Here is an 11,837-nt window from a genome sequence, read left to right as displayed (position 1 = left end):
CCATCTGCAACGGATGGGCGAATTTCTCCCGCTTTCTCGTCTGCTGTAAATTTCCCCACTACACTTCCACTGTTGCGTCAGGCGTTTGTTGCCATGCGCTTACAGGGCGGCCCGCATGCAAAAAGCACAACGGATCATTAAAACCTATCGCCGTAATCGAATGATTGTTTGTACAATTTGCGCACTCTTTACGCTTGTGGCGACACTAAGCGTGCGGTTTATTTCGCAGCGTAACTTAAATCAACAGCGGGTGACCCTCTTCGCCAATCACGCTGTTGAAGAGCTGGATAAAGTCTTACAACCCCTTCAGGAAGGACGCGAGCTTTTACTTCCGTTGATTGGCCTCCCCTGCTCAGTCACTCATTTGCCTCTACGCAAGCAGGCCGCCAAACTGCAAACCGTGCGTTCTATTGGCCTGGTTCAAAACGGTACGCTCTATTGCTCCAGTATCTTTGGCTATCGAAATGTTCCTGTTCATGATATCCAGGCCGATTTGCCTGCCCCACAGGCTCTTCTGCGTCTTACCACCGATCGCGTGTTGATTAAAGGTAGCCCAGTGCTGATCCAGTGGTATCCCTCGCCATCACATAGCGGTGATGGCGTTCTGGAGATGATCAACATTGAGCTATTGACGACGATGTTGCTGGAACCGCAGTTGCCGCAAATCAGAAACGCCAGCCTGACGGTGGCCGATCGCCATTTACTCTATGATGACGGCCTGGTTGATTCTTTACCTCCGCTTAATGGCAATGAGCGTTACCAGGTTTCATCGCAGAATTTTCCTTTTACCATTAGCGTCAGCGGACCTGGTGCGACGGAACTGGCGTTGCACCATCTTCCCAGCCAGCTCCCGCTGGCGGTACTGTTGAGTTTACTGGTGGGTTATGTTGCATGGCTGGCAACCGCACACAGAATGAGTTTTTCGCGCGAAATTAATCTTGGCCTCGCGCAACATGAGTTCGAGCTATTCTGTCAACCTTTACTAAACGCACGTAGTCAGCAATGTATTGGCGTAGAGATATTGCTGCGCTGGAATAATCCTCGTCAGGGTTGGATCTCGCCGGATGTGTTTATCCCTATTGCGGAAGAACATCACCTGATAGCGCCGCTTACCCGTTATGTGATGATGGAAACCATCCGTCAAATCCACGTTTTTCCAATGAGCAGCCAGTTTCACGTTGGGATTAACGTCGCTCCCAGCCATTTTCGCCGTGGCGTGCTGTTGAAAGATCTTAATCAGTACTGGTTCAGTGCTCACCCGATTCAGCAACTTATCCTTGAAATAACCGAGCGCGATGCCTTACTGGATGTTGATTATCGGATTGCCCGCGAACTGCATCGTAAAAACGTCAAACTGGCGATTGATGATTTCGGCACCGGCAACAGTTCGTTTTCCTGGCTGGAAACGTTACGCCCTGACGTCCTGAAAATTGATAAGTCATTCACCGCTGCAATTGGTTCAGACGCGGTTAACTCGACGGTAACCGATATCATCATTGCGTTGGGGCAAAGGCTGAATATTGAACTGGTGGCGGAGGGCGTAGAAACGCAAGAACAGGCAAAATATTTACGCCGTCATGGGGTGCATATTTTACAAGGGTATTTGTACGCGCAACCAATGCCGCTGCGTGATTTCCCAAAATGGCTGGCGGGCAGCCAACCGCCGCCCGCCCGGCATAATGGACATATCACGCCCGTTATGCGATTTCGTTAATGATTATTCGTCTTCGTCGTGCGCCAGTTGCTCTTTAACAATGCGAACCAGATCAACACGATAATCGTTAGCTTCAACAATGGTGATATGCAACGGCCCTACGTTAATCACATCGCCAGCACGCGGGATGTGACCATTTGCAGAAATCACCAGGCCTGCGACCGTCGCGATATCATCGTCATCGGCAAGGTGCTCAACATCAAGCGCCTGCTGTAAGGCGTGGAGGTCTGTACCACCTTTTACCAGCCAACCGTCGCCGTCGGTAATAATTTCCGGCGTTTCATCAGCGTCCGGGAACTCACCGGCAATGGCTTCCAGCACATCCAGAGGCGTAACCAGACCTTGCACCACACCAAACTCGTTGGTAACGATAACAAAACTACCGCGAGCACGACGCAGCACGCCCAACAGGTTGATCGGATCGAGGGTTTCCGGAACGATAATCGCCGGAGACGCCGAAGCAATCGCCGCTACATCAACGCCCTCTTCCAGTGCCACCAACAGTTCTTTCGCACGCACGATGCCGATGATTTCATCCAGTTCACCGCGACATACCGGGAACAGGCTATGTGGCGAAGAAAGCAACTGCTCACGGATTTCATCGACACTAAGGTTAGCGTCAACCCAGCTGATTTCGCCGCGCGGCGTCATAATTCCGCGCAGAGAGCGCGACGCCAGTGTCAGTACACCGTTAATCATGTATCGCTCTTCTTCGGCAAACGCGCCTTCCGGCACGGGAATCGGCATCGGGTTATCCGCATCATGCTGAACATTCGCCTGACGTTTACCGCCCATCAAACGCAGGATGGCATCGGCAGTACGTGCACGCAGCGGTAAAGTCGACTGGTGACGAATAAAGTTACGGCGCGCAATTTGGTTAAATACTTCGATAATGATCGAGAAGCCAATCGCGGCATACAGGTAACCTTTCGGAATGTGGAAACCAAAACCTTCTGCTACCAGACTCAGACCAATCATTAACAGGAAGCTCAGACAGAGCACCACTACCGTTGGATGCTGGTTAACGAATCGCGTCAGCGGCTTCGACGCCAGCAACATGACCGCCATTGCAATCACCACCGCCGCCATCATCACCGGCAGATGGTTGACCATCCCTACTGCAGTAATCACCGCATCCAGCGAAAAGACGGCATCGAGGATGACAATCTGTGTTACGACCACCCAGAAACTGGCATAGCCTTTGCCATGACCAGAATCATGATCGCGGTTTTCCAGCCGTTCATGCAGCTCCGTTGTCGCTTTAAACAGCAAGAATATCCCCCCGAACAACATAATCAGATCGCGGCCGGAGAAGGAAAAATCCATCACGGTAAATAGCGGTTTGGTCAGGGTGACCATCCATGAAATCAGCGATAACAGTCCCAGACGCATGATCAGCGCCAGCGACAGCCCCAACAAACGTGCTTTATCACGTTGTTTTGGCGGCAGTTTATCGGCAAGAATGGCGATAAAAACCAGGTTATCGATACCCAGCACGATTTCAAGAACGACAAGCGTGAGTAGCCCCGCCCAAATCGAGGGGTCCATTAAGAATTCCATGACAAGCTCCTGCTTAAGGAATAGCTATTCGGCGCCAGAAATAATGCAGGCGTAACGACAAAATGCAAACAAAAGGTGCGGCAAAAAATGCCAGAAAGGCAGGCGCTGAAAGGCCTGATGCTGAAATGACGTCGGTGACGATCCATACTGCGGGCTGCTGCCCCATACTCCTTGATTGTTAAACGGGAGTTAAACATATCAGAGAGAACTCTGATTTGGCAAAGATTTACCTTCCTTTGCAAACGAATGTAACGAGGATATTTTACATTTCGGAATTTTGCTAATCCAAAGTTAAATTACGGATCTTCATCACATAAAATATTTTTTTCGCTATCTAAAATAAATCGCGAAACGCAGGGGTTTTTGGTTGTAACCCTTATCTGAATCGATTCGATTGTGGACGACGATTCAAAAAATACATCTGGCACGTTGAGGTGTTAACAATAATAAAGGAGGTAGCAAGTGACCATTGCTATTGTTATAGGCACACATGGTTGGGCTGCAGAGCAGTTGCTTAAAACGGCAGAGATGCTGTTAGGCGAGCAGGAAAACGTCGGCTGGATCGATTTCGTTCCAGGTGAAAATGCCGAGACGCTGATCGAAAAGTACAACGCTCAGTTGGCAAAACTCGACACCACTAAAGGCGTGCTGTTTCTCGTTGATACATGGGGCGGCAGCCCGTTCAATGCTGCCAGCCGTATTGTCGTCGACAAAGAGCATTATGAAGTGATCGCAGGCGTTAACATTCCAATGCTGGTGGAGACGTTAATGGCCCGTGATGATGACCCAGGCTTTGATGAACTGGTGGCGCTGGCTGTAGAAACAGGCCGTGAAGGCGTGAAAGCACTGAAAGCCAAACCGGTTGAAAAATCCGCACCAGCGCCCGCTGCCGCAGCACCAAAAGCGGCTCCCGCTCCTGCAAAACCAATGGGACCAAATGACTACATGGTTATTGGCCTTGCGCGTATCGACGATCGTCTGATTCACGGTCAGGTCGCTACCCGCTGGACTAAAGAAACCAATGTCTCCCGTATTATCGTTGTTAGTGATGAAGTGGCTGCGGATACCGTTCGTAAGACACTGCTCACCCAGGTTGCACCTCCGGGCGTAACAGCACACGTGGTTGATGTTGCCAAGATGATCCGCGTCTACAACAACCCGAAATATGCTGGCGAACGTGTAATGCTGTTATTCACCAATCCGACAGATGTTGAGCGCCTCGTGGAAGGCGGCGTGAAAATTACCTCTGTTAACGTTGGCGGTATGGCATTCCGTCAGGGTAAAACCCAGGTGAATAACGCGGTTTCGGTTGATGAAAAAGATATCGAAGCGTTCAAAAAACTGAATGCCCGTGGTATCGAGCTGGAAGTCCGTAAGGTTTCCACCGATCCGAAACTGAAAATGATGGATCTGATCAGCAAAATCGATAAGTAACGTATTGTGTTGATTATCACTCAGTTTTCACACTTAAGTCTTACGTAAACAGGAGAAGTACAATGGAGATTACCACTCTTCAAATTGTGCTGGTATTTATCGTAGCCTGTATCGCAGGTATGGGATCAATCCTCGATGAATTTCAGTTTCACCGTCCGCTAATCGCCTGTACCCTGGTGGGTATTGTTCTTGGCGATATGAAAACCGGTATTATTATCGGTGGTACTCTGGAAATGATCGCGCTTGGCTGGATGAATATCGGTGCCGCAGTTGCGCCTGATGCAGCTCTGGCTTCCATCATTTCTACCATTCTGGTTATCGCCGGTCATCAGAGCATCGGTGCTGGTATCGCGCTGGCAATCCCGCTGGCCGCTGCGGGCCAGGTGCTGACCATCATCGTTCGTACCATCACCGTTGCTTTCCAGCACGCTGCGGATAAGGCGGCTGATAATGGCAATCTGACGGCAATTTCCTGGATCCACGTTTCTTCTCTGTTCCTGCAAGCGATGCGTGTGGCTATCCCAGCCGTGATTGTTGCGCTGTCTGTAGGCACCAGTGAAGTTCAGAACATGCTGAACGCCATTCCGGAAGTGGTGACTAATGGTCTGAATATCGCCGGTGGCATGATCGTGGTTGTTGGTTATGCAATGGTTATCAACATGATGCGTGCAGGCTACCTGATGCCGTTCTTCTACCTCGGCTTCGTAACCGCCGCATTCACCAACTTTAACCTGGTTGCTCTGGGTGTGATTGGTACTGTTATGGCAGTGCTCTACATCCAACTTAGCCCGAAATATAACCGCGTAGCCGGTGCGCCTGTTCAGGCTGCTGGTAACAACGATCTCGATAACGAACTGGACTAACAGGTGAGCGAAATGGTTGATACAACTAAAACTACCACCGAGAAAAAACTCACTCCGAGTGATATTCGTGGCGTCTTCCTGCGTTCTAACCTTTTCCAGGGTTCATGGAACTTCGAACGTATGCAGGCACTGGGTTTCTGCTTCTCTATGGTTCCGGCGATTCGTCGCCTCTACCCTGAGAACAACGATGCCCGTAAACAGGCGATTAAACGTCACCTCGAATTCTTTAACACCCAACCGTTTGTGGCGGCGCCAATCCTCGGCGTAACCCTGGCGCTGGAAGAACAGCGTGCTAACGGCGCAGAGATCGACGACGGTGCTATCAACGGTATCAAAGTAGGTCTGATGGGGCCGCTGGCAGGCGTGGGCGACCCAATATTCTGGGGTACGGTACGTCCGGTATTCGCGGCGCTGGGTGCCGGGATCGCGATGAGCGGCAGCCTGTTAGGTCCGCTGCTGTTCTTTATCCTGTTTAACCTGGTACGTCTGGCAACCCGTTACTACGGCGTAGCGTATGGTTACTCCAAAGGTATCGATATCGTTAAAGATATGGGTGGCGGCTTCCTGCAAAAACTGACGGAAGGGGCGTCTATTCTCGGCCTGTTTGTCATGGGGGCATTGGTTAACAAGTGGACACATGTCAACATCCCGCTGGTTGTCTCTCGCATCACCGACCAGACGGGTAAAGAGCACGTTACCACTGTTCAGACCATTCTTGACCAGTTAATGCCAGGCCTGGTGCCGCTGTTGCTGACCTTCGCCTGTATGTGGCTGCTGCGCAAAAAAGTTAACCCTCTGTGGATCATCGTTGGCTTCTTCGTCATCGGTATCGCTGGTTACGCTTGCGGCCTGCTGGGACTGTAATACTGTTGTACACTACCGGGGCCTATTGGCCCCGTTTTTTTATCTGGAGGATTAATGACAATCACGGATCTGGTACTGATTCTGTTCATCGCCGCACTACTTGCCTTTGCGATATACGATCAGTTCATCATGCCCCGACGCAACGGCCCCACCCTGCTGGCAATTCCTTTGCTCCGGCGCGGTCGCATCGATAGCGTTATCTTCGTCGGGCTGATTGTCATTCTTATCTATAACAATGTGACCAACCATGGCGCACAAATAACCACTTGGTTATTAAGTACACTGGCGCTAATGGGCTTTTATATTTTCTGGATCCGGGTTCCGAAAATCATTTTTAAACAGCAAGGTTTTTTCTTCGCCAATGTCTGGATTGAATATCGCCGAATTAGAGCGATGAACTTATCGGAAGATGGCGTACTGGTTATGCAATTAGAACAGCGCCGTTTGTTAATCCGCGTTCGAAATATCGACGATCTGGAAAAGATTTATAAACTTCTCGTGTCTACTCAATAAGTTATAGATTTAGCCGAAGCTATGTTTAGTGTATTCTTAATAACCAGACATAGCTTCGGCTATATTATCCATTCCCTTATTTGTTATTTATTTTAACGTTTTATTGATATATAAATCTAAATGAAAATCGTTATCAATAATGCAATGAAATAATATATTCCAACAGTTGTTTTATATTCTCAAAATATGTTAAGGTTGCGCCCTCATTTGGGGAGTAGCCGATTTCCAGACTCCGGAAATGTACGTGTCAACATACTCGTTGCAAAACGTGGCACGTACGGACTGAACACCTTCAGTCAGGCGAGACCATATGCACATCAATCGCTATGCCTGCATGGGCGCTTCTTGTCGTTCATGTGTGCATGTTTGCTGGGGGCGGTGATGTGTTTTATGGATACCCCGGTCAGGACGTTGTCATGAATATCACTGCTACTGTTCTTCTTGCGTTTGGTATGTCGATGGATGCATTTGCTGCATCAATCGGTAAAGGTGCCACCCTCCATAAACCGAAATTTTCTGAAGCGTTGCGAACCGGCCTTATTTTTGGTGCTGTCGAAACCCTGACGCCGCTGATCGGCTGGGGAATGGGCATGTTAGCCAGCAGGTTTGTCCTTGAATGGAACCACTGGATTGCGTTTGTTCTGCTGATATTCCTCGGCGGGCGAATGATTATTGAGGGTTTTCGTGGCGCAGATGATGAAGATGAAGAGCCGCGCCGTCGACACGGTTTCTGGCTACTGGTAACCACCGCGATTGCCACCAGCCTGGATGCCATGGCTGTGGGTGTTGGTCTTGCTTTCCTGCAAGTTAATATTATTGCTACTGCTCTGGCGATTGGCTGCGCCACCTTGATCATGTCAACATTAGGTATGATGGTGGGTCGCTTTATCGGTTCAATTATTGGGAAAAAAGCGGAAATTCTTGGCGGGCTGGTGCTTATTGGCATTGGCGTCCAGATCCTCTGGACGCACTACCACGGCTAATTTGTTCGTTGCCAGACGTGAATATTAAAGTCCGTCTGGCAATCAAATTCTTCTTTTGCCGCCAGCGTTTGCCAGACTTCTGGCTTGGCGCGCCAGGCAAACGGAGTCATCTGTAACAACGCAATGGCCTCATCTCCGCGCAGGCGCATCGGATAACACAATTCATCGCTCTGCTGTAATGTAAAACCTTCCAGTTGTTCCGTATGGGGCGCATGTAGATGTACTTCGTCGTAAATCAGCCCCTTCAGCTCCATTAAATGTCGTGGTCCCGGGGTAGCGGTAATGACCCATCCTCCCGGTTTGACCACGCGCGCTAATTCTTCTGCTTTGCACGGCGCGTAGATACGGATAATGGCATCCATACTGCTATCAGAAAACGGCAGACGGTGGCTGGAAGCGACACAAAAGGTAACCTGCTGATAACGTTTCGCCGCAGCTTTAATCGCAACCTTAGAGACATCCAGACCAAAAGTAGTCACACCCGGCAATGCCTCAGCAAAAGCATGAGTGTAATACCCTTCCCCACAGCCAATATCCAGTATTGCCGTTGCGTGCTCATCAAGACAAGCACACAATTGAGCGACTATCGCATCACGAAGCGGCTGATAATGGCCGGCATCTAAAAATGTGCGCCGCGCTTGCATCATTTCCGCACTGTCGCCCGGATCGCGGGATCGTTTATGCTGAACGGGCAGCAAATTAACATATCCCTCTTTCGCCATATCAAATTGATGCCGTTGGGGACAGATATAGCTGTTTTTTTCAAGCGATAGCGGCTGATGACAAAGTGGACAGGAAAACGACATGACAACTCCGGCAGGATACTAAAGGCCGCAAGTGTAACGCGAATTGCGCGTCGGGCAAATATCCGCAGGCAAGAGCGTGAATAAAACAAAGTAAAAAGCCTCGCATTTGGACGAGGCTTTATAGCGAGATTGAAGCGCGTTTACACTTCAGATCAGTGGTTTCGATCAGATTGCTGTTACGTTAACAGCTGCCGGACCTTTCTGGCCGTCCTGAATTTCGAACTCAACGTTCTGGCCTTCGGCCAGAGTTTTGAAGCCATTACCCTGAATAGCGGAAAAGTGTACGAATACATCTTTGCTGCCATCAGCCGGAGTAATGAAGCCAAAACCTTTAGACTCGTTGAACCACTTAACCTGACCTTTAATCTTTGCCATTTGAAAAATTCCTTAGATTGTTTTCTTCGCCCGCAGGCATTACAGAGATAAAACTGACACATTACTGCATGAGGCACTAATATAAGGCTCGGCAGAGAAGCGGTATTCAACGACAACGTGTTTACTCAGGACTTCTTTACTGAAAATGCCACACATAAACAGAACTGTACCTCGTTTAACCCGAAACTGTTATCACATACAACGTTAATTATGGCAAGCCATTTTTAAACATGTCTCGATCAGCCGCACAAATCTCGATACGCCTTCCACTTTTTTGCACATTTATGCAACGGAATACGTGCCGATATATCGATGCACTTAACCATACCATTACAAACAGATACTTGACCTGATGCAGTTTCTAACATAGTTCAATAACTTCAGTTCTTCCAGAGCAGCACTACAACTTATTACGCAATGCGAGCGATATCACTTTTTATGATATATAACGAATAAAATATTATATAAATTCACCTCACAAAACAGTCAGTTAACAACAAACACGAACACAATGAAGAAACTATACTTAAGGCATATTATTATTTTAAAATAAGAAAAATTGATGAATTACTAAAAAGTGAGAAGAGAAACGTTTCGCTAATAAACAATACCGTGATTGATCACTATTCCGATGTAAACATCCCAATGACTTAGTGAGGTAAATATCTTTTTCTGATATCGATATTATGAAATAAATAACACGATAAATAATTGAAGTCAGACCAGAGTATTAATTTGAATCAATTGCACCACTATAGTGCATATATGAATGATAAGATGAGTAACCCGTCTGCACCTGGGTTACTCAAATTTGAGGAAGAATTACCGTTCAGCTACCAGACGGATGATATCGTCATCTTCAGCAGCTTTTTGGTTCTCAGCAGCACTGGCATTCGTTTTTTCAGGTTCGCTTGCTTCGCACAAACGACGTAACAGCGCATTTTGCCGTTTTTGCTGATCCAGCAATGCCTCAAGAAGTTCAATCTGTTCGTTAGTCCGTGAACTGGCACGGTTGATGAAAAACCACAAGATGAGCCCAATAGCGAGAACAACCACCGATACAACCAAAGACGCAATGTTCATCACGCCTGAATTTACAACTTCGTTCATTTCACCACCTCTAAGTAGAGGCGCCATTCTACCACTGCTACACAGGAAGGAAATCTACTGTTGAAAAAATGATATCACCATGGGATAAATTGATTGATGGTACAAATTCCGTTGAAAAATTGTACATCCTGATCGCACATCATATTGAATACCTGCGCCCATAGCAGCAAGCAAGCCAGCACAGCGACAACCAGAACGCCCCATCGAAACTTTTTCACTCCAGTCTCCGTTTAAACTACCTTATGTCATTAAACTATCATGCGTTAGTTAAACAGCGCCTAACTATGTCGATATTCGTGCTTTTTCGGAACTATACGCTTGCTTCAGCCCATATTACCGCTACGATTAGGCGAACAAAAAAGAGAAGAGGTCATAATGCGATTCATTATTCGCACAATTATGTTGATAGCACTGGTATGGACAGGATTATTACTAAGCGGATATGGCGTTCTGATTGGAAGCAAGGAAAATGCCGCAGGGTTAGGTTTGCAATGTTCCTATCTGACCGCCAGAGGCACCAGCACGGTACAATATCTGCACACTAAAAGTGGGCTTTTCGGGATAACAGATTGCCCGCTGTTACGTAAAATCAATAACGTTGTAGATAATGGTTAAAGGCATAAATAACTACTTAAACCGAAGATAAAAAGCACATTCATCGCCATAGCGTACTATGTTACGCCATTTGTAACTTTATTTAACCCACGCGAAATACAGAACCTGTCTGAATATTATACAGACAGGTTCTTCCTCTAATCAGAACGGATAGTCGTGATACCCCATTTGAGAGGAAATTTTACGCGCCGCCGTATGCAGCATAGTCACGTACTCCTGCAAACGCTCCTCAGAAAAACGCAGGGTCGGGAAGGAAATACTCAAACCAGCAATAACCACGCCAAAGCGGTCAAATACCGGAACTGCGATACAGCGCAGCCCCTCTTCCTGCTCTTCGTTATCTTCGCCATAACCTTGCTCACGCACCTGATCCAACACCGGTAATAACGCTTCCGTGCTGGTAATGGTACGATCGGTACTGCGTTTATACTCAACGCCTTCAAGGATTTGCTTCACTTCATCACGATCGCGCCAGGCCAGCAAGACTTTACCAATCGCAGTACTGTAAAGCGGATTACGACGACCAACCCGTGAATACATGCGCAAATTGTACATAGAGTCAATTTTGTGGATGTAAACAATGCTGTCTTCATCCAGCGCACCAAGGTGGATGGTCTCTTTGGTCAGGCGGGAAAGATCACGCATCTGGATATCTGCGCTACGAATAAGATCAACATTTTGTAACGCCCGGGCGCCCAGTTCAAACAATTTTAGCGTCAGCGAATATTTCTCCGACTCCCCTTCCTGCGCCACATAGCCCAGGGTTTTCATGGTCTGTAAAAAGCGATAAACGGTGCTTTTTGACATCATGACGCGCTGTGACAGCTCGGTTATCCCTATTTCGCGCTCTTCGCCCAGCGCCTGCAGAATGCCAAAAACTTTCAGTACAGAAGATACAGAATCAGGCTGTTTATCCAGATCTGCGTTAGCCATTTATCACCTCATTGCGAGTGTTTTATAAAAATCAGAACTGTTTTTTATTATAATTTCGTGCCTGGGT

The 11,837-nt window shown here is 47.9% G+C and carries 15 protein-coding genes; 7 read left to right on the top strand and 8 right to left on the bottom strand.

Annotated features, from left to right (window positions below):
- The first annotated feature begins 115 nt into the window (after positions 1-115).
- Entirely contained in the window at positions 116-1,714 is a 1,599-nt protein-coding gene (locus HEN21_RS00310) for an EAL domain-containing protein (protein WP_176252052.1), read from the top strand.
- 3 nt (positions 1,715-1,717) lie between these two features.
- Here the strand turns inward: HEN21_RS00310 and yoaE are convergent, their stop codons facing one another.
- Positions 1,718-3,274: a CNNM family cation transport protein YoaE gene (gene yoaE, locus HEN21_RS00305; RefSeq protein ID WP_000394977.1), complete on the bottom strand. Its 1,557-nt coding sequence runs from the start codon at positions 3,272-3,274 to the stop codon at positions 1,718-1,720.
- Positions 3,262-3,420 carry a protein YoaL gene (locus HEN21_RS22930; protein WP_272941839.1) on the bottom strand — a complete coding sequence of 53 codons (159 nt, stop codon included), beginning with the start codon at positions 3,418-3,420 and terminating at the stop codon, positions 3,262-3,264. The genes yoaE and HEN21_RS22930 overlap by 13 nt, the downstream gene beginning before the upstream one ends.
- 316 nt (positions 3,421-3,736) lie before the next feature.
- Here HEN21_RS22930 and manX point away from each other — a divergent pair, with 316 nt between their 5' ends.
- The 5 genes from manX to mntP all read left to right on the top strand — a co-directional run bounded on the left by manX (position 3,737) and on the right by mntP (position 7,931).
- Complete coding sequence (manX, locus tag HEN21_RS00300; protein ID WP_000150535.1) at positions 3,737-4,708, top strand: PTS mannose transporter subunit IIAB; 972 nt, start codon at positions 3,737-3,739, stop codon at positions 4,706-4,708.
- 62 nt (positions 4,709-4,770) lie between these two features.
- On the top strand, positions 4,771-5,571 hold the full coding sequence (manY, locus tag HEN21_RS00295; RefSeq protein WP_000406930.1) for a PTS mannose transporter subunit IIC: 801 nt from the start codon (positions 4,771-4,773) through the stop codon (positions 5,569-5,571).
- 12 nt (positions 5,572-5,583) lie between these two features.
- Complete coding sequence (gene manZ / locus HEN21_RS00290) at positions 5,584-6,435, top strand: PTS mannose transporter subunit IID (protein ID WP_001516270.1); 852 nt, start codon at positions 5,584-5,586, stop codon at positions 6,433-6,435.
- 54 nt (positions 6,436-6,489) lie between these two features.
- Positions 6,490-6,948: a DUF986 family protein gene (locus tag HEN21_RS00285; protein ID WP_105286881.1), complete on the top strand. Its 459-nt coding sequence runs from the start codon at positions 6,490-6,492 to the stop codon at positions 6,946-6,948.
- 416 nt (positions 6,949-7,364) lie between these two features.
- Positions 7,365-7,931: a manganese efflux pump MntP gene (mntP, locus tag HEN21_RS00280; protein ID WP_001353153.1), complete on the top strand. Its 567-nt coding sequence runs from the start codon at positions 7,365-7,367 to the stop codon at positions 7,929-7,931.
- Here the strand turns inward: mntP and rlmA are convergent.
- The 5 genes from rlmA to mgrB all read right to left on the bottom strand — a co-directional run bounded on the left by rlmA (position 7,928) and on the right by mgrB (position 10,440).
- Entirely contained in the window at positions 7,928-8,737 is an 810-nt protein-coding gene (gene rlmA / locus HEN21_RS00275; protein ID WP_105286883.1) for a 23S rRNA (guanine(745)-N(1))-methyltransferase, read from the bottom strand. The genes mntP and rlmA overlap by 4 nt on opposite strands.
- A gap of 165 nt (positions 8,738-8,902) precedes the next feature.
- Complete coding sequence (gene cspE / locus HEN21_RS00270; protein ID WP_001062678.1) at positions 8,903-9,112, bottom strand: transcription antiterminator/RNA stability regulator CspE; 210 nt, start codon at positions 9,110-9,112, stop codon at positions 8,903-8,905.
- A gap of 39 nt (positions 9,113-9,151) precedes the next feature.
- Positions 9,152-9,268 (bottom strand): DUF2627 domain-containing protein, encoded by a 117-nt coding sequence (locus HEN21_RS00265; RefSeq protein ID WP_032141266.1) that lies wholly within the window; start codon positions 9,266-9,268, stop codon positions 9,152-9,154.
- Between the two features lie 666 nt (positions 9,269-9,934).
- Positions 9,935-10,222 (bottom strand): YebO family protein, encoded by a 288-nt coding sequence (locus HEN21_RS00260; RefSeq protein ID WP_001006854.1) that lies wholly within the window; start codon positions 10,220-10,222, stop codon positions 9,935-9,937.
- A gap of 74 nt (positions 10,223-10,296) precedes the next feature.
- Positions 10,297-10,440: a PhoP/PhoQ regulator MgrB gene (gene mgrB / locus HEN21_RS00255; RefSeq protein ID WP_000714530.1), complete on the bottom strand. Its 144-nt coding sequence runs from the start codon at positions 10,438-10,440 to the stop codon at positions 10,297-10,299.
- 157 nt (positions 10,441-10,597) lie between these two features.
- On the opposite strand from mgrB, the gene HEN21_RS00250 reads away from it, so the two are divergent.
- Positions 10,598-10,837 carry a YobH family protein gene (locus tag HEN21_RS00250; protein ID WP_176252053.1) on the top strand — a complete coding sequence of 80 codons (240 nt, stop codon included), beginning with the start codon at positions 10,598-10,600 and terminating at the stop codon, positions 10,835-10,837.
- Between the two features lie 141 nt (positions 10,838-10,978).
- Here the strand turns inward: HEN21_RS00250 and kdgR are convergent, their stop codons facing one another.
- Positions 10,979-11,770 (bottom strand): DNA-binding transcriptional regulator KdgR, encoded by a 792-nt coding sequence (gene kdgR, locus HEN21_RS00245; RefSeq protein ID WP_105286884.1) that lies wholly within the window; start codon positions 11,768-11,770, stop codon positions 10,979-10,981.
- Positions 11,771-11,837 lie beyond the last annotated feature (67 nt).

This window comes from Escherichia sp. 93.1518 (genome assembly GCF_013368915.2).
Taxonomy (GTDB): Bacteria; Pseudomonadota; Gammaproteobacteria; order Enterobacterales; family Enterobacteriaceae; genus Escherichia; species Escherichia ruysiae.
Note: the sequence above shows the minus strand (reverse complement) of the source record. Positions and strands in the feature narration are given on the sequence as shown.